The following is a 21986-nucleotide window of genomic DNA, read 5'->3' on the forward strand; positions in this document are numbered from 1 at the left end:
TGGATGGATCGGTGCCCGCCTCAGCCGCCGCGGCGCGGGCCACGGCGCTGCATCACTTCTCGCCGATCGCCATGATCAGCGCCACCGCCTTGGACACCACGGCGTTGGAGACCTGGTTCAGCGCCTGCTGGCTGTGCACCGCGTTCTGCAACGCCAGCCCGGTGGAGTGGCTGGAGACCTGGTACAGCGAGGCGATCGCCTGGGCGGGCGCCTCGGCCACCACCTTGACGTTGGTCTGGGTGACCGCGTCGGTGATCTGCGAATTGACGAGCGTGTTGTCTGCCATGAGCCTGGTTCCTTGGTGAGTCGCCTGCCGGGTAGGCGCCGCGACGGGGATGGCCGGTGCCACGCCCCGCCGCGGCGCCCGCGATGCCGCGGCCCTGGACGGCCCGGCGTGGAGGGAAAACGCCGCCGTGGGCGGCTTGTGAAACAGCAGCCGACGCGCTCATTCGGCCACCATCGCCAGCCGCAGCCGCTTGCGCAGCAGTTCCACGCGCTTGCGCGCCAGCGGCTGGTTGATGCGCAACAGGTTGGCGATGGCCGGATACGGCAACTCCTCGACGAAGCGATAGGCGAACAGGCGGCGCTGCTCCCGACTCAGCGCCGCCACCGCCGCCACCACGCGCTCCATCTGCTCCTCCAGCTCGGCGCGTTGCAGGGCGGTCATTGCTTGATCGGCCACGGCGTCCACTTCCTTAGCCTCGGATGGGCGGTCCAGCGGTTCGCCGCCGCCGCGGCGCCGCCGCACCAGGTCCAGGAACACGTGGCGCAGCACCACGAACAGGAATCCCTGCGGGTCGGTCATCGCCTCCGGCGAGCGGCGCATGAACAGCAGCGCCTTCACCGCGGTATCCGACAGCAGGTCCTCGGCCGCGTCCGCACGCCCGTTGGCCAGCCGCAGCGCACGCCGCCGCAGGTCCGGCAGCGTCGCGCGCCAGGCGCGGGTGAACATCTCGTCGGCCTCCACGAATCGCTTGGCGGTCACGCCTGCCTTTTCCTTTGCCATCTCCATCGCATGCTCCGAAATCCGGTTGTGCGACGAGTCTCTGTGCCGGTCGGCGGCAATAGCTGTTCCCTGGGTGACAACCGCGGGCGCAATGCACGCGCAGCCGCACGGCGTGTGGCGTGGGCGCGCGCTTTGTCTACACCTGCATACGGCTGAAGCGGCGGCGCTGCGGTTATGTGGGCCAGTCGCGCAAAAAAATGGGCCCGCTTCACGGACAGCGGGCCCGAATCGTGTCTTGCGAGCGGCTCAGCGCAACAGCTTGATCAGTGCCTCCATTGCCATCTGGTCGCTCCAGCCCAGCCGAGCGTGCAGGCGCGCCTGCGAATGCGGCGGCGCGGCGCGTGCGTCCCACGACGGCGCCAAGGCCACCGCGACGCAGGCCAGGGTCACGCACACACCCTGGCGCAGGCGCGCCCGCCACCGCAGTCGCCTGCGCAGCCCGATCGATGCAGAACGCAATCTCGATCCGACCTCACCGTTAGGCATGGCGTTACTCCACGATGGATGAAGCCCTGGTTCCGCACCGCCACAGTGGCGCAGCGGGCAGGTCGCGATGCCTGGCGGTCTTCGCGAGCGCCGACACGGCGTGCAATGAACAGCACAAGGGAAACCGAGTTGGGCGCGGCGAAGACCAGGTCTCCGCCGCTACGCGGCCTAGCGCGGAACTGGCGAATGCGACAAACGTGACATCCCAGCGGGTGCCGCCGCATCCGCTCAACGCGCCGAGGCGCTATTTCGGCTTCCGATCCGGGAATCTGGCGATCGCGGCGGCCAATGCGTCCATCGCCGGATCGCCTTCGTGCACCTGGATGAACGGATTCCGGCTTCTGTGGCGAATATCGCCTTGATAGAACTCGGCCGCATACTCTTGGTTATCCGACTGAAGATTGTAGATGGCGTAATCGCGCGCATAGCGGACCTTGTTGCGCCCGATATTGTCGCGGTGCGGATGATCCTGGGTGATCCGCCCGAACTCGAACATCTTCTTCCCCAACAGCGCGTCGGAAAATACCTTGGCGAAATACACAGTCGGCGCATTGTTCAGCGCGCCGGTATAGCCGATGATGTTGCCGCGGATGTAGAAATCGTCTTCGTAAGCCATGGTCATGCTCCCGTGAATGGAACGGAGTGGATACAACCCGCCGACCTCATCTGCCTCGGGGCAGCCGCGATAGCCAGATCATCGCCAGCAGGCGTGGGTCGTTCAGTACGCCGCGCAGTGCAGCATCGCTATCGCCCCGGCGTGGCGACAGCATTTCCATCGTGAGTCCTTCTTCATCCCGCAGATACCCGTTGCCACTCGGCGTCGTCTGCGTCCGAAACAGCGTGATGACGCATGGGCCGCTGCCGTCGGCCACGGGTTCATCGCTCCAGCCATTGCCATCGTCCCAAAGCGGATCGCCTTCGCCCGTTCCGAAACGGCCGCCCTCCTGGCAGGCGGTGCCTGCCGAAAACATCCCATCGCCGTTCATTTGCTTACGCTCCTGTTAGATGGCAGCGCCCGCACTGCACGGGCACCGCTGCTGCGCCGTCAATGCGCCGGCAGCCTTCGCGCCCGGACAGCGGCATCCGCTACGTCGCCGCTGCCGGTTGCCGATGGCGATGTTGCGTACGCCAGAAACGCCATCGGCCGCTCCCGTCAAGAACGGTGCAGCCGATGGCGTGTGAACTGCGATGGGCGCCGCCGTGGGCAGCGGCGTGCGGATCAAGGCGTCACGGAAGCGCCCACGTTGAACAACTGGAACGCGCGGATATGCGCGGCATCCACGCTGGACAGGATGTTCAGGCGCACGCGCGAGGCGGTGACCGCGGGGAAGTGGTCGATCTTCATATGGCCGCTCGCCTGCGCCTGCGCTCGGCGCCGTAGCGCGCCTGCAGCGCCGGGCCCATTTCCTCCGGCCGCTGCACGTCGACCTCGGGCAGCAGGCCGCGCTTGTCCGGCACGATGCCCAGCCATCTGGCCGCCGCTGTCTTCCCAGATCTGCACCAGGCTCGTCGACGCTCTCGAGCGTCTGATCGCTGTTTGGATGCCAGAACCACTGCAGCCTGCGCAGCGGCGTGTCCACCTCGACCGGGCGCCAGCGCAGGTCGCCGTGGCGATCGATGGTGTTCCAGTTCTCGCCCTCTATCACCCGGCCTCGCTGCCGACCCAACGCACGTCGCCGTACTCGAACAGCGCGGTGCCGGCGAAGTTCTCGGCGAGCAGCGGCGGCGCGGCCAGAACATTCAGGCCGAATGCCGCCAGCCGGCGGAGCGGAGAGTCCGGCATTGCGATTCCGCGCAATCGTCGGTCGGGCAGACAGGCGGCGCTACCGGTGGTGTCAGCACATGGTATTTAATTGATGATAAATAGGTATCCTCATTTGCAGGCCAGGACCGTACCACATGATGTCGCCTTCGCTGTTCCCCCTGCTGTCGCTGTTCGCGGTGCGCGCCATCGCCGGTCCGGCCGCCGTCGCCCCGCCGCAGGTGCCGCCCTCGCCCATCGTCTACAGCGAATTCGTCAATGCGCAGGCGCCGACCGCGCAGTGCCACGCCTCCACCCTGGTGGAAACCCGCGACGGCCTGCTCGCGGCGTGGTTCGGCGGCCGCCACGAGGGCGCCGACGACGTCGCCATCTGGGTGGCGCGTCGCGACGCGCACGGCTGGCAACCGGCGCAGCGGGTGGCCGACGGCGCGCAGCCGCAGGGCAAGCCGTTGCCGACCTGGAATCCTGTCCTGTTCCAGCCTGCGCAAGGGCCGCTGCGGCTGTTCTACAAGGTGGGTCCGGATCCGAAGCGCTGGTGGGGCATGCAGACCACGTCCAGCGATGCTGGCCATCACTGGTCCACGCCCGAGCGCCTGCCCGACGGCATCCTCGGCCCGATCAAGAACAAGCCGGTGCAGTTGCCGAGCGGCCGCATCCTCAGCCCCAGCAGCAGCGAAGACGCCGGCTGGGTGGCGCACATGGAATGGTCCGACGACAACGGCGCGCACTGGACCCGCGGCCCGGCAATGAACGACCCGGCCAGGATAGGCGCGATCCAGCCCAGCGTGCTGCTGCACAAGGACGGCCGCCTGCAGGCGGTGGGCCGCAGCCAGCAGAACCACGTGTTCAGCACCTGGTCGCGCGACAACGGCCGCACCTGGGAACCGATGACCCTGCTCGACCTGGCCAATCCCAATTCCGGCACCGACGCCGTGGTGCTGGCCGACGGCCGTTCGCTGCTGGTCTACAACCCGACCGAGGCCGGCAAGGACTGGTGGGACGGCCGCGGCGTGCTCGCCGTTGCGCTGTCCGATGATGGTCAGCACTGGACCCGCGTGCTGACCCTGGAAGACAGCCCCAAGGACGAGTTCTCCTATCCCGCGGTGATCCAGACCCGCGACGGCAAGGTGCACATCAGCTACACCTGGAAGCGCACGCGCATCAAGCACGTGGTGCTGGATCCGAAGCGCTTGACCGGCACGCCCGCAACGGGCGCGTCACGCTGACCGAGCTGCGGGGTAGCGCGCCGCGCACCACCCGTCAGTGGTGGTAGCCCCCCCCGAACCGCCGCCTCTCATAGGAGCGGCTTCAGCCGCGACACACGAATCTCGTCACCATCCGCCGCACCGCTGCGATCCGATGCTCACCACGCATCGGCGGCGCCCTACTCCGCCAGCAAGGCCACCATCCGCCGCACCCGCGCCACATCGGTCTGCATGCGGTCGCCGCCGAGGCTGCGCACATGCGAATGCGGCGACGTCGCCCGCGACGCCAGCGGCCCACGCGCCGAGCCATGGAACTCGCGCGCACCGGTGCGCGCACGCAACTGCGCCAGGTTGACTTCGGTGACGCCGGACCCCGGCATCACGCTCAAGCGCGCGCCGGCCTGCTGCACCAGCTCGGCGATCAGGTCTGCACCTTCTTCCGCCGTCTCGCGCGCACCGGAGGTCAGCACCCGCTCGCAGCCCAGCGCGATCACATCCTCCAGCGCGCGCCGCGGATCGGCACTGACATCGAAGGCGCGATGGAAGGTGACGCCGAGCGGCCCGGCCGCGGCGATCAGCTCGCGCATCGTCGCCGTGTCCACCTCGCCGTTTGCGGTGAGCGCGCCGAGCACCACGCCGTCGCAGCCCAGGCGCACGCACTGCTCCACGTCGCGACGCATCGCCTCCACTTCCGCCGCGTCGAACACGAAATCGCCGACCCGCGGACGGATCAGCACGTACAGCGGAATCCGCAACCGATCGCGCACCGCCGCCAGCGTGCCGAACGACGGCGTCAGCCCACCGCCATCCAGGCCGCCGCACAGCTCCACCCGCATCGCCCCACCGTCCTGCGCGGCCAGCGCCGAGCCGATCGCATCGGCGGCCACCTCCAGGCCCATCGGCACCATCGCGCTCATGCCGCCGGCGCCGCGAAATGGCTCTGCCCGGGCAGCAGCAAATCCTGCCGCTGCGCATCGCAGACCGCATAACTGAAACCGGGCTGGATCGCGAACGCACCGACTTCCCCGCGCTTGTTCATCGCCAGGAACCCGACTTGCAGATCGTGGGTGAGTTCCGGCTTGCGCCGCACGATGCGCATCACCACCTCGCGGCAGGCCTCGGCCGGACTCTTGCCCTGCCGCATCATCTCCACCACCGCAAAACTGCCGACGTTGCGGATCACCTCCTCGCCGACGCCGGTTGAGGTCGCCCCGCCCACCTCGTTGTCGACGTACAGCCCTGCCCCGATGATCGGGCTGTCGCCGACCCGGCCGTGCATCTTCCAGGCCATGCCGCTGGTGGTGCAGGCCCCGGACAGATTGCCGTGCGCATCCAGCGCCAGCATGCCGATGGTGTCGTGGTTGTCCTTGCCGCCGGGCAGCGTGCCGCGGCGATAGGCACGGTTCTCGATATTGGCCTCGGGCGCGTAGTGGGAGGTCTTCAGCCACTCCTTCCACGCCTGTTCCGACTCAGGCGTGAGCAGCTTGGTGCGCTCGAACCCCTGCGCCAGCGCGAACTGCAGCGCGCCATCGCCGACCAGCATCACATGCGGCGTCTTCTCCATCACCCGCCGCGCCACCGAGATCGCATGCACGATGTCCTCCAGCGCCGCGACCGACCCGCAGCCGCCGGTGTGATCCATGATGCAGGCATCCAACGTAACCCGCCCATCCCGGTCCGGATAGCCGCCCAGTCCGACCGTGTGATTGTCCGGATCGGCCTCCGGCACCCGCACCCCGACCTCGACCGCATCCAGCGCCGCCCCACCGCGCGACAGCACCTGCCATGCCGCCTGGTTGGCGGCGACGCCGAAGTCCCAGGTGGAGATCACCCGTGCTGCGCCGTGTGGCAAGGGGCCGACGCCGGCCTTGGCTTGCGCCTTGGCCACGGCGGCGTGTGCGCCAGGAAGCACACCGCCCAACCCGGCGGCCAGGGCGCCGAAGGCGGCGGTTTTCAGGAAGTGGCGGCGTTGCGGCATGGGAGGCTCCGGCGTTGCGAGGGCGCGCGGGAGGGGGCGCGTGGCCTTACATCATGCGGCAGAGCGGGATGGGATTGAATGGCCTGCTGGTGTCAGGGAGTAACTTGGCCCGCTCGCTCCTGCAGGATTGCGTGGAAGCAGGCCTGGCCTTTCATCAGACTCGAGGGCGTGTCCCCATAGTCGTCCTGCAAGTTGATATCGGCGCCATGCCTCAGAAGAAGTTTGGCAACCTCAGGATGGCCCCATCTGACAGCATAGTGAAGAGGCGAAGAACCAATACCGCCTTTGATGTCGATGTTTTTTACGAACGGGATAAAAATCTCGACCACCTTAAGATCACCATTCATTGCCGCAATGTGCAACGGCGTATCGCCATCCATCCCGGGACTCTCAGGTCCGCTTACCTCGCAATCCTCGAACATTGCCAGCTGCCTGAAAGTGGAAAGCGCAGCCTCCAAATCATACGAGCCATTCATTTACTACGCCCACGCTGATAACCACAAAGCTTTCACCGCCAATGTAAGGCCCGATGATCAGTATTCATCCATCGAAACGATGATGGTCCGCGCATAGCCCTCGAAATCAAGATAGAGATGCGCTGGCCGTGGATGCCGGGAGAGTTGGCCGATGAGGTCGGCAAGATGACGGGCAGCATCCTCGCCGATGCGCCAGATGACGCCGATAGGCGAGTCGCTCGCTGTTGAGGCGCAGGGTAACTCGTGTCGCTGCAACATGATTTCTACACCCTCGCATGATGGCACTATCGAGGACACAAGCATCTGCTCTGGACGTGAGATCCAAGCATGGAGGCCTGCACTAAATGACTGCATATCCAACGCAGACCCCATGACGATCAATACATTGGCACTTTTGAAATCATCCCGAAATTCAGTTCGCATTGTGGCCACGTGCCGCAGAAGTCCGCCTCAGTCAACTCGTATTTGAGCATGCACTTCATTGCAACCAAAAAAAGCGAAAACTTTATAGCTTTTTCACGCTTTAACCCAAGGCCTAAAATATATAAAGGCCGCCATTACTGCCACAAGCAACCCATCAAGCACAAGCAACCACATATCATGCAGAGGCGTTCCACTCGCATACATCATCTTGGCAATGGCCGCTCCAGATAAGCAACCAATCAATGGCGGCAAAATAACTGCCCCATACTTCATCTTCATAGAAAAATGCAGAGTGAGAAGACCTAATATTAAAACTATAGGCAATGACAAAAAGTACCAAGCACCAAAAATAACAACCGCATGAAGAAAACTTTCAGACTGACTAGGAGTTACAGCAAGTGCAACACCCCCCGGCATGAGGGCAGCAACGAGAAGCGATAGAGTCGCCCTGCGTACATCCATAGCTAAGAACATCCGCAACTAGGTGAATTTTCGTCAATAAATCCCTGCATTTGATCTCCCCACACGAGCTCATTTACGACCCAATTGATCATTGCACCATTCATACTTTTGTCATGCTGAACAGAGCTCGTGCCCTCCCCATAGGTATGAGCAACTCCGTTAGTGACCGTACGCGCAACGTAACCAGGATCAAAAAAACTACCTGGAGCAGTAATGTTCACAACTACGGGCTGGCCAGTCCGCAAATCGGTCGTCAAATAGCTAGTTACAAAATTAGAAACAGGCAAGTAAGGAACTCCAGCGTCGTTCCTCTTTGTCCCAGATGATGTAGCAGGCCTAGCATTAGGTGATGGAGTCGGATGCTTTATGAGGTCCTGCATTACGCCGTTCGCATTCGCACATCCTATTTTGCGCCTGACGTCATAATGATGGTACATCCACTCGCTGCCGTTAAAATCCTTCCAACCAGGGGGAGTTGGCAAGCTAAAAGAAGGACCACCAGGATAATCACAGCGCGTGGTACCGTTTACTGAGCTACAGGCTAGCCCCATGGGATCGATAGAGGCCATCGGCCTTGAGCCGATGTAGCCATAAGTCGAAATCCCGCCATTTAACCCAATCGGATCACTCTGCACATACCGCCCAGTGCCGGACTCGTAGTCACGGAAGTAGTTCTGGTTAAGCCCGCTCAACGCGTCATAGCGCTGACCCGGGAACCGCATATCGAATACGAAGGCAGTGCCATCCTTGTCCGGGTCCTGATCCGGCGCGGTGGTGCCGAAGGCTTCGCCCTTCAGGTCCCAGCGCCAGATCGCCACGTCGCGGACCGGGTCGATCACCGCGCGGGGGGTGCCCAGATGGTCCGGTTGCACGTAGCGCAGCGTGGTCTTGGCCAGCACGCCCACCGGCAGGTCATCCAGCCAGATCGCCTGCTGCACGACCGCGCCATTGTTGTCGTAGTCGCCCAGCCAGTGGCCGCTCTCGTCGTACAGCGTGTAGACGTTGGTCTTGCCCACTCGCCGCACCTGCTCGCCGCGGCCGTTGTAGGCGTAGTTCGCCACGGTGGTACCACTGCGCTTGACCTGTGTCAGCCGGCCATTGGCGCCATATACGTACTGCACGGCCGTGCCGCCGATCGCGGTGGTGTTGCCAGCCGCGTCATAGCTGCGCGCGGTACCGGCCACACTGCTCAGGCGGTGGCTGGTGGTCGGATAGCTGTAAGTCTGCGTAGTGGTATTGACCTTGGCGCTGAGGCGGTTGCCGGTGGCGTCGTAGGTATAACCATCGATCACCGTGTCGGTCGGGCCGTCCTTGAACGCGGTCAGCCGGCCCAGCGGGTCGTAGTCCAGTTTGATGACCGGTGCGGTGTTGCCCGGTGCGGTCAGCGCGCTGAGGTTGCCGACCGGGTCGAAGGCGAAGCCCACCGCCAGGCCGTCGCTACGGGTGTCGTTGACCGCCAGCGGGCGGTAGTCCTGATCCAGCACGCGCTGCATCGGACGGCCGTTGCCGTAGGTCCAGCCGGCGACCGCGCCGAACGGATAGTAGGTGGCCTGATTCAGCAGCACCTGGCGCGTGCCGCCGGGCGGAGTCACCCCGACCTCGGTGGTCTGGCCCTGGGCGTTGCGCACGTAGTCCACCACCGCCCCATCCGGGTAGGTCAGGCGGCTCAGCTGCCCTGCCTTGGTGTACGCGTAGCGGACCACGAACACCTTGCCGTTGGTGGTTTGCACCTTGCGTACCAGATCGCCGAAGCGGTCATAGCAGTAGTCGGTGCTGCCGCTGCCGTCCTGCATCCGGCTCAGGCGGCCCACCGCGTAGGTCTCGCCGCTGGCGCAGGTGCTCTGGCTGACGTCGTAGGTGTAGCTGACGTTGAGGCTGGTGGTCGGATAGGTGACCTGGGTCAGCCGGTTCAGCGCGTCGTAACCGTAGCTGGTCTTGATGTTGCGCGCATCGGTCTGGGTGGCGCGGTTGCCGGCGCTGTCGTAGGTGTAGGTGGTGCTGCCGGTGTCCGGGCTGGTGAGTTTGGTCAGGTCGCCCAGGCCGTTGTAGGCGTAGGTGGTGTCCAGGCCCTTGGGGTCAGTGACCTTGGTGAGGTTATCCAGTGCGTCGTAGCCGAACTTGGTCTCGGCGGCGATGCCGCCCACGTCCTGCAGCGTGCGCGCCAGGCGATTGAGCGGGTCGTAGTCGTTCTGGGTGGCATGACCGAGCGCGTCGGTGACGGTCTTGGTGTTGCCGTTGCCGTCGTAGCCTAAGTCGGTCGGATCGCCCTGCGCGGTGGCCTGCGTGGCCAGTTGGCCAAGCTGGTTGTAGATGCGCGACAAGGTGCGCTTGAGCGTGCCAGACGCGTCCTTGGTGTCTTCCTTGAGGCGGTTGCCGGCATTGTCCAGGGTGTAGTGGATGGTGTTGCCGGCGTTGTCGGCGATATCGGTCAGCCGATGCGCCGCATCGTAGGTGAAGCGGGTGAAGGCGCCATCGGGTTGCGTCACCTGCTTGACCAGGCCGGTCGGCCAGTAGTCGATCGTGGTGATGCGGTCGTCGCTCTCGCTGCTGTCGTCGGCCCCACGCACCTTGCTGGCGGTCAGCCAGCCGCGCGGGTGGTACGTGTAGTCAGTGACCACGCCATTGGCGTCTTTCACCGACAGCACGCGACCGGCGCCGTCGTAGGCCAAGTACTCGGTGACTTGGCCCAGCGCGTTGGTCACCTTCCACAGGTCGCCCTTGCGGTGCGGGCAGGTGGCTGCGGACGTGGCGCAGGTGCTGTCGTCGGTGGGGTAATAGGTAAAGCTGGTGGTATCGCTGACGTCGGTGCGCGCGCCATCGACCTGTTTTAGAAGTCCCAACTTCGGACAATTACTTGAACCATCAGCCAGGTCGCTATCGGTGCAATAGGTATAGGCATCCTGTCGGACACCAGCGGGCGCACTTGCCATCGAACCGCAGACATAGGCGGAAGCAGCCGAAACAGACACATCGTACTGACAGCGGAAAGTCACCCGCCCTGCAGCGTAAACTGCACGAGAAAGAGACGTTGTTCCACTCCCCTCGCTCCCTTGCTGCGCCACGACCTGATTCTCCGAGTCGCGAGTAAGGGTTTGAGATCTTTGGTAAGACGTACCAACCCCCTCAGTCACAGTGCTCGAAGAGGCACCTTGGTCATCCAAAGAATCCTGATAGCTGAATTGAGTGGAGTTCCCTAACCTATCCGTAATGGAGACGGGCCGCCCTGCATCGAAACTCATTGCCTTGGTCCCATCAGGGCCACTGATGGCTTCGATCTGGCGGAAAAGGCCTTGCCCGAACTGATATGTATAGCTCGCGCCATTAGGCTGCAAAACTTGTGCGCTACTGGCGCCAGAGTAGGTGATGGAGGTCGTTTCCACTTCCGCTCCGTTTGCATGCAGGCTGCTGCCCGCCACCCGCCCATCAGTTGCATAACTGAAGGTCGCGTATCGAACGCCATCTTCTTCAATACCAGTCAGCAGGTGCGCACGCCCCGCAGGCGCATGCCCGGACTCTCCATAACGGTAAGCTCGAACGCTTCCGTCAGAACGGGTGACGCTCACTAGATTCTGGGCAGCATCGTAATCATATTTCACGTAACTCCCATCGTCCAATGTCACCTTACCGAGAAATCCATTGCTATAGGCAAAAGTCAAGACATGCCCAAGCCCATCAATTGCCTTGACCAGATTCTCTCCTGAATATACAAAATCAATGTCAAACGCCGGAGAAGCGCTAGACTTAATGGAAGCGAGGCGCCCCTGGGCGTTATATATCCGCCGATCTCCGTTTGCCTGGACAAGAGTCCAAACACCATCGGAAGAACGCGACATCATCTCAGCCGCGTTTCTACGACCTCTATATTTACCGTCAGCCACCCTGACGAACTGCTCAAAAAATCCGTCATAGGTAACCATGTAGCTCCCACCGGAGCCTATAAGGTCAGCAAACGAATGACTCCAACCCGGCGCCATCCCCATGCCGACCTGAAGCTGCTGAACAGAGTGATAGAAGCGTTGAAAGCTTCTGCCTGCGAAGACCAAATCATCTTCCTGCCTAAACTTATCTCCAGTCGCAGGAAAGCACGGATTTGCGTTGACTGCACAAGACTTCGTCTGATCAATACCTTTTACATAGATAATTGGCGCATCAGAGTTACCACAAAGGTACGGATACTCAACCACAGACGTAGAACTTCCAGACGGACTATAGGAAGGACCGTACCCCACAACCGGCTTCAACCCTGCCGGACAAGAATAAACTCTTGTCTTTACAAGCGTAGCCTCCCGAGGAGAAGGAGTGGGATCATCCCAACCAGGGCATGAAATGCTATATTTCAACCACTTAAACCCAGGAAGATCAAAAGTGAGCATTCCAAGCCCACTATGATAAAGGATGCTCTGAACAAATGGCTCACCGTAAGCACCGGTTATACGCTCATTGGAGATTGTACAATCCGGAGAATTATAACGCATCAAATTCATCCACCCCTGCACCATCTCCGACTCAGTAGCGCAGTAATCTTTTAAGATCGGATCGGAGTTGGCCGCACAAATAGATGGCTTAGTACTGTCAGGCCCATTTCCACCAATCAAAAACCCTGGTGAACTGATATAGGATGGGGGCTGACGCTTTACCTTATACCTAATTTGGTAGGATGGCGCGGACGAATCACCGTCGGTGATGACTGTCTCATCCCTGACAAGATAAGCGCCATAAGTAAGGGCTGAACGCATTTCAGCCTCAGCCTCATCAAGCGAGCCAAAACAGGACTGATAACAATATTGCCCCACTGCCTGCGCCTCTGCCGAAGGCGGAACAAGACAGCACATCCCGCCCATAAAAATACTGAACAGGAAAGGCAAAAATCCACGCATAATCCAGCTCCATTAGAACATCAGTTCAAGAGGCATGTTCAAAAATCGACCGAGCGAAAAGATACCTTCGCAACAGTCAGCTAACCGCTTGCCGACTTCAGAAAGGTCGGCAAAAAATCCAACAGTGTTGTGTAGCAAGCAGTTTCGAAGTTATGAAACCGCCGCAAACCGCTCCACCACCATCCCCTCGATCGCCTCCAGATCCGGCAGCAACGCGCTCTGCTCGCCCAGCAGCACGCGCATGTGCACGCCGGGCGGGAGGGTTTCTTCGGAGGCGTCGGCGAGCAGGCCGTCGCGGGGGACGGAGATCAGTTGCGGGAAGGATTGGGTGAGCAGTGCCACGTACGGCAGGTCGGGGTTGCCGCCCAGGGCCTTGAGCACGACGATCTTGTTGTTGGCGGCCACGATCTCGGCGCCCAGGCCGGTCAGGCGGGCGAAGGAGACCAGAGGGACTTTCCAGCCGTACCAGGCGATCTGGCCGAGCAGCCAGTGCGGGGCGTCGGGCAGCGGTTCGACCGGCACGCGCGACATCACTTCGGCGATGGTGGCGTTGGGCAGCAGCACGCGCTCGCTGCCGGCCAGGATGAGGACACCGCGGATTTCGTCGTTGCTGGCGTAGCTGCTCATGGAGTGACTTCGTCCTGAAAGCGGAAAAAACGCGCGATACGGGCGCAGCGATGATTGGCGTGTGCCGCCTCGCTCAGCCGCTCCACCGCGCGGTCAAGGCCTGGGCCAGTTGCGCCGGATCGCCGCCGGGATGACCCTGCAGGATCAGGTGCGCGCCGGCGGCGGGGTCGTAGCAGCCATCGCCAGACTGCCCGGCCACCCAGGCGCCCTGCGCGGCCAGCGCCAGCACGGCCTCCACCTGTTGTGGGTCGCTGCCGCTGAGCAGCAGCACCGCGCTGTGCGCGGCCGGCAGGCCGGCGACCACGGAGGCGCCGGCGTCCTGGGCGACGAAGCGCAGGCCGGCCGTGCCGTGCACGCCGACGTCGTCGGGCAGGATGTAGACGTTGCCGGGAACGACCGGCTCGCCGGCCTCGGCCAACAGCACCGGCAGCGCGGACACGCGCGCGATCTGCTTGACCAGGTTGCCGTAGCGGCCGCCGTCCAGGCGCAACTGCACCAGCAGCGGCAGCGGGAAACTCTCCGGCAGCGCGGCGAGCAGGCGGCGGATCGCGTCGGGGCCGCCGATGCCGGCCATCACCAGCACCGCACCGCGCGCGGCGGCGCCTGCACCGGCGCCGCTCGTGGCCGCGGGTTCTTCGGACTCCAGCGCGACCAGCGACAGGCCCTCGGTGGAGAACTGCGGGATGTGCTGCGGCGCGCGCGGCGCGGCGGCGAGCAAGGGCGCGTCGTCGTCGACCAGCGACCAGGCACTGGCCGGCAGCGCGGCGGGTATGGCGGCGGGCGCAGCCGGTGCCGCATCGACGTGCGGCACAGCCGGCTGCGCAGACGCTTCGCTGGCAGCGGCTTCGGCGCGCGCGAACTGCAGCTCCTCGAAGCCGGGCGCGACGTCGGCCGGCGGCTGCCAGGCATACATGCCGTCTTCCGGCGCGGCCTCGGCGAAGCCGGCGGCTTCGTCGACGTGCAGGCCGATCGGTGCGTCGTCATGCAACTGCGCCGGTGTCGCCGGCAGGCCCGGCTCCGGCTGCAGGCCGGTCTCGGTCTCGCGGCCGGGGGGCAGCACATCCTGGTGGCCTTGCAGCTTGGCCGCCAGATGCCGCGCCCAGCGCTGCGCTTCCCAGCCTTCGCGGCGCGCGGCCAGTTCGGCTTCGTCGAAGATCACGGTGACGCCGGGCAGCGCCAGCGCCGCATCCAGCCGCTCCAGCGCGTCCTCGATCGCCGGCTCCAGCGCGATCAGCACCGCCGCCGGCGCAGCGTCGGACAGGGTCTGCGCGTCGATCGCACCCGGGTCGTCCTCCAGCACGATCGCCGCGCCGACCAGGTGCAGCGCTTCGCGCAGGCGCTCGCGCGCCTTGCCGGGACGGGCCAGCAACGCGACCGGCGTGGAGGTGGCGTCGCCGTCATTCGCGAACACGGGCGATCCCCAGCAGGTCGTAGACGTTGCGCATCAGATCCAACTCTTGGTAAGGCTTGCCGAGATAGCGCTGCACGCCCAGTTCGAAGGCGCGCTGGCGGTGCTTTTCGCCGCTGCGCGAGGTGATCATCACGATCGGCACGGCGGCGTAGCGCGGATCGGCGCGCATGGCGGTCGCCAGTTCGTAGCCGTCCATGCGCGGCATCTCGATGTCCAGCAGCATCAGGTCGGGCACACGCTCTTCCAGACGCTCCAGCGCCTCGACGCCGTCGCGCGCGGACACCACGTCGAAGTTGTGCCGTTCCAGCACGCGGCCGGTGACCTTGCGCATGGTCAGCGAGTCGTCGACCACCATCACCAGCGGCACGCGCCGCTGTTCGGTCGGCGCGGCCTCCACCACCGGCCGCTGCGGCTGCGCCAGGAAGCGACGCACCAGCGGGGCGATGTCGAGGATCACCACCACGCGGCCGTCGCCGGTGATGGTGGCGCCGTAGATGCCAGGCACCGAGGCGATCTGCAGGCCGACCGGCTTGACCACGATTTCGCGGTTGCCGAGCACCTGGTCGATCGCCACCGCCGCGCGCAGGTCGCCCGCGCGCACCAGCAGCAACGGCACCTGCGCCTGGCCTTCGGCGCGCGCCGGCGCCTGCCCGACCAGCGAGCCGAGGTCGTGCAGCGCGTATTCCTCGCCGCTGTAGCGGTAGCCGCCGGTACCGGCCTCGAAGCGCTCGCGGCCGATGCGGCCGATGCCGCTGACCGAGGCCACCGGCACCGCGAAGGTGGTGTCGCCGATCTGCACGAACACCGCCTGGGTGACCGCCAGGGTCTGCGGCAGGCGCAGGGTGAAGGTGACGCCCTGGCCGCGCACCGAGTGGATGTCCACCGAGCCGCCGAGCTGGCGCACTTCGTTGCGCACCACGTCCATGCCGACGCCGCGGCCGGCCAGCTGGCTGACCTGGTCATAGGTGCTGAACCCGGGCGCGAAGATCAGCGCATCTAGCTCGTCGTCGGACAGCACCGCGTCGGCGGCGATCAGCCCGCGCTGCTCGGCGCGGCGGCGGATCGCCTCGCGGTCGAGCCCGCCGCCATCATCGGCCACTTCCAGCACGATTTCCGAGCCTTCGCGGCGCAGGCGGATGGCGATGTTGCCCTCCTCCGCCTTGCCTGCGGCGCGGCGCTGTTCGGGCGTTTCCAGGCCATGCGCGACCGAGTTGCGCAGCATGTGCTCCAGCGGCGCGACCATGCGGTCGAGCACGTTGCGGTCGAGTTCGCCGTGGGTGCCTTCCAGGCTCAGGTGCACGTGCTTGCCGGTCTCGCTGGCGGCCTGGCGCACCACGCGCCGCAGCCGCGGCACCAGGCCGTCGAACGGCACCATGCGCGCGCGCATCAGCCCGTCCTGCAACTCGGAACTGACGCGCGACTGCTGCTGCAGCAGGCCGTCGTACTGCCGCGCCAGGTCGTCGAGCACGCCCTGCAGGCCGCCCAGGTCGGCCGCGGACTCGTTGAGCGCGCGGCTGAGCTGCTGCAGCGTGGAGAAGCGGTCCAGCTCCAGCGGGTCGAAGCTCTGCTCGGCCTGATCCTGTTCGCGCTGGTAGCGGGCGACGATCTGCGCCTCGGTTTCCAGGTCCAGGCGCCGCAATTGGTCGCGCAGACGCGCATTGGTGCGGTCCAGTTCGGCCATCGCGCCGCGGAACGCACCCAACTGCTGCTCCAGCCGCGAGCGGTAGATCGCCACTTCACCAGCGTGGTTGACCAGGCGGTCGAGCAGGTCGGCGCGCACGCGCACCTGTTCCTGCATCGGCCGGGCGATCGTCGACTCTTCGTCGAGCGTGCCCTCCACCGGCAGCGGTGCCGACAGCGGCGCCGCCACCGCCGCCAGGGCCGCGGCAGCCTGCGTGTCCTCGGTCGCCGCGACCGGCGCCGCAGCGGCGGTGTCGACATCGCCGATGGCGGCAGGCGCCTGCCCATGCGCGCGCGCGTCGAACGCGCCGATCAGGTCCTGCGGCATCGCCACCGCGCGGTGGTTGCCGGTCAGGGTCAGCAACTGGTGCAGGCGGTCGAAGCCACGCTCCAGCAACTGCACGTCCTGGCGGTCGAGTTCGGTGCGATGCGCGGCCACCACCTCCAGCAAGGACTCGATGCCATGGCCGAGATCGCCGATGGCATTGATGCCGGCCATGCGCGCGCCGCCCTTGAGCGTGTGCAGGTCGCGCTGCAGACCGCCGAGCACGTCGCGGTCCTGTGGCGCGGCGCGCAACTCGGCGATCAGGCGATCGCAATGGTCGAGCAGGTCCTTGCCTTCGTCGACGAAGATATCGACCAGTTCGCGATCGAGGTCGGCGAAGTCCAGCGGCCCCAGATCGACGGCCGACAGATCGGTCCGCGCGGGATCGGCCGCGGCCTGCACTGCGTCGGTATCGGACGGCGCGGGTGCGGTGGCCTCCGGCGCGTGCTGGTGGTGTTCTTCGTGGATATCGCTGGCGGACGCCGTGTCGGCATCGGCCGCCGTGGTCGTGTCGCCCTGACCGACGGCGTCCTCGGGCGCGTGGTGCGCTTCGTCGGATGCCACGGGATGCGCGTCCGACGCCGCTTCGCCGTCGGACGGCGTCGCGTGCACGGCATGCTCCGCTTCGGCGTCGTCGTCGTGCGGCGCGCCATCACCCGCATCACCGGTCGGCGCGACGTGTTCCGCATCCGCTTCGGCGTGTTCGCCTACCGCGTCGGAGGCGAGAGACGCCGCATCGCCCTCGTGCGTTGCGTCCTCCAGATGCGCTGCGGCATCCGGTGTCGTGTCGCCGTGCTCGGCGGCGGACTCGGTATCGTCGTTGGCCGAGGCCACGCCATCGTGGCGCCAGCCGCTCGACGGCGCCAACGGCTGCTGCTGCAAGCCGAGCGCAGGGGCGTCCTCGTTGAGATGCTGCTCGTGCGCTTCAGCGGTGTCGTCCGCAGGCGCGGGCGCGTCGGCGGCGCCATGCGCGGCCGCTTCATCCGCCGCCTGTTCCTGCGCATGTGCGTCGTGGATGTCGTCGGCCGGCGTTTCGGTCGCCTGGTCCGCGGCATCGCCGTCGACTGCCCTGTGATCCGGCGCCTGCGCATCGTGCGCGTGCTCGGCGTCATCCTGAGTGGCGTCTGCTTGCGCATCGGCCGCGTGGCCTTCGGCAGCGCCGTCGACCGCCGGGTGATCGGATGCCTGCGCATCCTGCGCGTGTACGATCGTGTCCTGCGTCGCGTCGGCCTGTTCCTCGGCCTGGCGATCCTCGGAATCGTGCGCTTCGCCTTCGTGCGACGGTGCCTGTGGTTCCTGCACGTCCGTCGGCGTGTCGATCAGGGCATCGACGGCGGCCGCATCGGCCGTCGCGTCCGGCGCCGCAGCCGCATCCAACGCGTCCGGTGCGGGATCGTCCGACACCTGCTCGGCGCTCAGCGGCGCCTCGACCGTCAACGCGTCGAGCTGGCCGTCCTGCGCCAAGGCCGCCTGTTCCTCGGCATGGACTGCATCCTGCGATGCCGCCGGTTCCTCGACCGGGGGCGCGTCCTGAGCCGACGCCTGATCCTGCGTGGACGCCGGTACCTCTTCCGCAGACGGTGCGACTGCCGCATCTGCATGGACGTCGCCCTCGCCTACCTGGCCAGCCGCCTCGTCCGCTGGCAGCGTCTCGTGCAGATGCCCGGCATCGCCGAGGAACGCCGACAGATCGTCGGCCGCGGTGAGTTCCACCGCCTGCACGGCCTGCTCATCCAGGCCTGCCTCGGCCGGTGCCGGCGCGGACAGGTCTTCGTCGTCCTCGTCGTGCGCGATCGGCGGCCACTGCACTTCCGGCAGGGTCTCCACCAGCGCGCGCAGGCGCTGCGACAGCTCGGTGAACGGCGGAATCACCGGCGACGGCGCCTGCAGTTCCGCGATGGTGTCGGCAACGGCGCGCGCCGACTCCTCGAGCGCGCGCACGCCTTCGGCGGTCGGAACGCTGCCGGACGCCAAGGCGCGCTTGACATAGCTCTCGGCCGGGCCAGTGACCGCGGTGATCTCCGGCACGTCGGTCATCGCGAACGCGCCGCTCATGGTGTGCACCGCGCGCAGCAGCGCTTCGGTCGCGGGCTGCGGTGCGTCCTGCAGCCAGGCGTGCACGGTCTCCAGATGGGTGGCGACCTCGGCTTCGAGGATCTCGCGCAGCACGCTGTCCACCGACGCCGGCGTGCCCGCGCGCGGTGCGGCGCTCGCCTGCGGCGTGGCGAAATAGAACGCGTCCTCGCCGGCGGCGATGCGCTCGGCCACGGTCTGGATCGCGTCCAGGTCGGCCTGCACCGTGCCGTTGCCACGCAGCGCGGCATTGAGCTGCGGCAGCACCGCGTAAGCCTGCTCGACCATGGCCACCACCGCCGGACTGGCCGGGCGCGAGCCGTCGAGCACGCGATTCAGCATGCTCTCGATCTTCCAGCTGAACTCGCCGAGCACGCGCGCGCCGACCAGGCGGCCGCTGCCCTTCAAGGTGTGGAACACGCGGCGGATCGGCCGCAGGCTTTCGGTATGGGCAGGCGCGGCGCGCCAGGCCGGCAGCAGCGTGCCGAGATTGACCAGTTCCTCGTCGAATTCCTCGAGGAACACGGCGCGGATCTCGTCGTCGATCTCGCCATCGCCGTCGATGAAGCCAGTCTCTAGGGCAGGCGTTGCGGTAGCGGGCGCGGCACTCGCCTCCGCGCTGGCGGGCGTTGCGGCCGCGGACTCGCCGCTGCTCGCGGCAGAAGTCACATCGAACTGCGCGGCGGCAGCTTCCAGGTCGGCGAGGAACGCGGCTTCCGCGTCCGACACCGGCGCAGCGGTGGCCGCGTGTTCCGGCGCCGGTTCGGGCGCCGCAGGTTCCTCGGACTCCAGCGCGGCATGCTCCGGCGCCGATGGCGCATCGGCCACAACATCGATGTGCGCTTCCTCGCCGATGGCGGCAAGGTCGGCATCGACATGCGCCTGGTCATCGAGGGAAGCGTGAGGCGCGGTCTCGTGTGCGGCGTCGCTGGTGGCAACCTCCGCGGTCTCGGCCGGGCTCGCGTGCGCGGCGTCTTCGGCGTCGGCAGCGGCGTCCTCGAAAGGCTCAGCCGCTCCTGCCGCGTCGAGGCGCTCGCCGTGCGCAATATGGGCGCCCGCGTCGGCCAGCGCATCCGCATCCGACGGCAGCGCGGACGCGGCTTCCTCGTCATGCGCGGCCGGGGTGGCGTGCCAGTCGAGCGTGTGTACTTCGTCGTCTGCCGTGTTCGGCGCGTCGGCGAACGCCGGCGCGTCTTCCAGTTCGATGACCAGCGGCGGCGTGGCGGCGTCGGTGTGTTCTGCCGCGGCGGGCGTGTCGACGATGATCAGGTTGGGATCGTCGTGCTGGCTAAGCTCGGCGAACGCAGCCGACCCATCGGCCTGCGCCTCGTCGTGGTACTCGGCGGCCACCGGATCGAAGCCGGTGACCTCGGAAGCGGCTGCCACGTCGTCTTCCCGCGCGAACGCCGGAGGCGTCTGCGGCCGCAACGCATCCTGTTCCAGCACCAGGGAATCGAGACTGATGTGCAGCGGCTCGGCGGTGCCGGTCCAGCTGTCCTGCTCGGCCGCGACCGGATCGAAGCTGAGCGCCTGCGATGGCGCGACAGGTTCCTGCTCGTGCGCATCGCCAGCGGCGTCAGCGTCAGCGTCAGCGGGCGCGGAGGCATGTTCGGCGGCGGTGTCGGGCTCGTCCGTCGCCAGGCTCCACTGCGGTGCCTGCGGTGCGGACGGCGTGTCCTGCGTGCGCGACGTCGTCTCCGGCGCGGCCTCGGCCGGCGCCAGATCCCAGGCCGGCACGGCCGGTGCGGCGATGGACGGTGGCGACGCAGGTTCGGCCATGCGGTCGGCAACCACCGGAGGCGCGGCCTCGGCCGACTCGGCAGAGTCGCTTGCACTCGGCAACACGCCGGGCGCGGCCGGCGCGGTGTCGGGCAGCGGCCAGTAGCGCAGCGCTTCCAGGCTGCTGCGGGTGATGTCGAGGATCTCCTCGCGCCCGGGGCGGCGCTCGCGCAAGGCTTCCAGGTAGTACTCGAGGCTGGCCATCGCGTCGGCTAGGGTGTCGAGCTGGCGGCCGCTGGGCACGCGGCGCTTGCCGATCAGTTCGGTGGCGACATAGCGGCGCACGCCTTCCAGGTAGTCGGCCGGCTGCGGCAGTTCCAGCATGCGCAACGCCCCGGCGACCTCGCCGAGCAGGCGCGGCACTTCGTCCAGGCGCGCATGGTCCCAGTTGGTCTCGATGAAGGCGACGAAATGCTCTCGGGCGCTGCCGAAGTTGGCAATGGCCTCGTGCGCCAGCACTTCCACCGTGCGCCGCGCCTCGGCGGCGCTGGCGTCGTCGTGCACGTCGCCGCCGGCGCCCAGGTAGGCGACCTGGTCGTCGAGCGAGGCGTCCACGTACAGCAGCGCGCCGGCGATATCCAGCAGCAGGCCTTCGTCAGCCGCGCGGGCGCCGTCGACGATGCTGCGCAGCGCATCGCGCTGCTGCACCACCACGCTGCGCGCCACGCCCAGGCCCATCACGCCCAAGGTGTCGGCGACGCTGCCCAGTTCGTCGACCTGGGTCTGCAGCGCGGCGACGTCGCCGCCGGTGCGCAGGTGCAGGTCCAGCGCGTCCTTGACCCGCAGAAGTTCTTCCTTGATCGCGGTGCCGACGGTGTCGAGCAGTTCGCGGTTGCGGCCGGCGAGACTGCCGCGCGCATGGTCCAGTTCGGCCTCGGTGGCGGCGGCGGCGTCAGGGGCCAGCGCGAACAGCGCGCCCTCGCTGAGGCCGGCTTCGCCGCGCGCGGCGCGGATCTCGTTGAGCAAGGGCAGCAGCACGATCGGAATGTCGCGATGGCCGTCCTGCAGGCGCTCCAGGTAGTCGGGCAACAGCACGGTGCCGCGCATCAGCGTCGCGCAGGCCTCGTCGCGGTCGGCCGCCTGGCCGTGCTGCACCGCCGTGGCGAGCAGTTCCAGTTCCTCGGCCACCATCGCCGGCGCGTACAGCTCGACCATGCGCAAGGTGCCCTGCACCTGGTGCAGGTAGCCGGCGCAGAAGCGCATGCGGCCGGTGTCGGCCGGCTCCTCGACGAAGGCTTCGATCTCACCGCGGACCTGGCGCAGGGTCTCGTCCAGTTCCGGCTTGACCCAGCCCAGCGCGGCATGGCTCATCGCATCGCGCAGCGCGCTCATCGCCGCGTCCCCGCGGCCGGGCACGCGCCGCGCCGCGCGAGCGCGGCGACGGAGTGCGGGAGTTGTTCACGGTACGTCATGTGC

General features: G+C 66.3%; 17 protein-coding genes. 1 reads left to right on the plus strand and 16 read right to left on the minus strand.

Going from position 1 to position 21986, the window contains the following annotated elements:
* Positions 1-52 precede the first annotated feature (52 nt).
* The 7 genes from RAB71_RS15325 to RAB71_RS15355 form a co-directional block, all read right to left on the minus strand.
* A complete protein-coding gene (locus RAB71_RS15325; RefSeq protein ID WP_010343225.1) occupies positions 53-286 on the minus strand; it encodes a RebB family R body protein in 234 nt (77 codons plus the stop codon).
* A gap of 159 nt (positions 287-445) precedes the next feature.
* On the minus strand, positions 446-985 hold the full coding sequence (locus tag RAB71_RS15330) for a sigma-70 family RNA polymerase sigma factor (RefSeq protein ID WP_029562123.1): 540 nt from the start codon (positions 983-985) through the stop codon (positions 446-448).
* Positions 986-1252: 267 nt separating this feature from the next.
* Positions 1253-1396, minus strand: coding sequence for a hypothetical protein (locus RAB71_RS15335; RefSeq protein WP_156148505.1), 144 nt, complete (start codon positions 1394-1396; stop codon positions 1253-1255).
* Between the two features lie 340 nt (positions 1397-1736).
* A complete protein-coding gene (locus RAB71_RS15340) occupies positions 1737-2108 on the minus strand; it encodes a hypothetical protein (protein WP_010343227.1) in 372 nt (123 codons plus the stop codon).
* A gap of 46 nt (positions 2109-2154) precedes the next feature.
* Entirely contained in the window at positions 2155-2478 is a 324-nt protein-coding gene (locus RAB71_RS15345) for a hypothetical protein (protein WP_010343228.1), read from the minus strand.
* Positions 2479-2711: 233 nt separating this feature from the next.
* The gene (locus RAB71_RS15350) at positions 2712-2837 is read right to left on the minus strand and encodes a hypothetical protein (RefSeq protein ID WP_010343229.1); all 126 of its coding nucleotides are present in this window, start codon (positions 2835-2837) and stop codon (positions 2712-2714) included.
* 297 nt (positions 2838-3134) lie between these two features.
* Positions 3135-3275 (minus strand): hypothetical protein, encoded by a 141-nt coding sequence (locus RAB71_RS15355; RefSeq protein WP_234006503.1) that lies wholly within the window; start codon positions 3273-3275, stop codon positions 3135-3137.
* A 116-nt stretch (positions 3276-3391) separates the two neighbouring features.
* On the opposite strand from RAB71_RS15355, the gene RAB71_RS15360 reads away from it, so the two are divergent.
* Positions 3392-4480, plus strand: a complete 1089-nt coding sequence (locus RAB71_RS15360; protein ID WP_010343230.1) for an exo-alpha-sialidase — start codon at positions 3392-3394, stop codon at positions 4478-4480.
* Positions 4481-4638: 158 nt separating this feature from the next.
* Here the strand turns inward: RAB71_RS15360 and RAB71_RS15365 are convergent, their stop codons facing one another.
* The 9 genes from RAB71_RS15365 to RAB71_RS15405 form a co-directional block, all read right to left on the minus strand.
* Entirely contained in the window at positions 4639-5358 is a 720-nt protein-coding gene (locus RAB71_RS15365; protein ID WP_029562125.1) for a copper homeostasis protein CutC, read from the minus strand.
* Between the two features lie 14 nt (positions 5359-5372).
* Entirely contained in the window at positions 5373-6437 is a 1065-nt protein-coding gene (locus RAB71_RS15370; RefSeq protein WP_010343233.1) for a N(4)-(beta-N-acetylglucosaminyl)-L-asparaginase, read from the minus strand.
* Between the two features lie 92 nt (positions 6438-6529).
* On the minus strand, positions 6530-6913 hold the full coding sequence (locus RAB71_RS15375) for an ankyrin repeat domain-containing protein (RefSeq protein ID WP_010343234.1): 384 nt from the start codon (positions 6911-6913) through the stop codon (positions 6530-6532).
* 57 nt (positions 6914-6970) lie between these two features.
* Complete coding sequence (locus tag RAB71_RS15380) at positions 6971-7336, minus strand: hypothetical protein (RefSeq protein WP_138985755.1); 366 nt, start codon at positions 7334-7336, stop codon at positions 6971-6973.
* Between the two features lie 93 nt (positions 7337-7429).
* Complete coding sequence (locus tag RAB71_RS15385) at positions 7430-7810, minus strand: hypothetical protein (protein ID WP_138985756.1); 381 nt, start codon at positions 7808-7810, stop codon at positions 7430-7432.
* Positions 7801-12675 (minus strand): RHS repeat-associated core domain-containing protein, encoded by a 4875-nt coding sequence (locus RAB71_RS15390; RefSeq protein WP_138985757.1) that lies wholly within the window; start codon positions 12673-12675, stop codon positions 7801-7803. The genes RAB71_RS15385 and RAB71_RS15390 overlap by 10 nt, the downstream gene beginning before the upstream one ends.
* Before the next feature lie 150 nt (positions 12676-12825).
* Positions 12826-13302 carry a chemotaxis protein CheW gene (locus RAB71_RS15395; RefSeq protein WP_010343236.1) on the minus strand — a complete coding sequence of 159 codons (477 nt, stop codon included), beginning with the start codon at positions 13300-13302 and terminating at the stop codon, positions 12826-12828.
* A 73-nt stretch (positions 13303-13375) separates the two neighbouring features.
* Complete coding sequence (locus RAB71_RS15400) at positions 13376-14713, minus strand: chemotaxis protein CheB (protein WP_010343237.1); 1338 nt, start codon at positions 14711-14713, stop codon at positions 13376-13378.
* Complete coding sequence (locus RAB71_RS15405; protein WP_010343238.1) at positions 14700-21902, minus strand: Hpt domain-containing protein; 7203 nt, start codon at positions 21900-21902, stop codon at positions 14700-14702. The genes RAB71_RS15400 and RAB71_RS15405 overlap by 14 nt, the downstream gene beginning before the upstream one ends.
* Positions 21903-21986 lie beyond the last annotated feature (84 nt).

The organism is Xanthomonas sacchari, from assembly GCF_040529065.1.
Classification (GTDB): Bacteria; Pseudomonadota; Gammaproteobacteria; order Xanthomonadales; family Xanthomonadaceae; genus Xanthomonas_A; species Xanthomonas_A sacchari.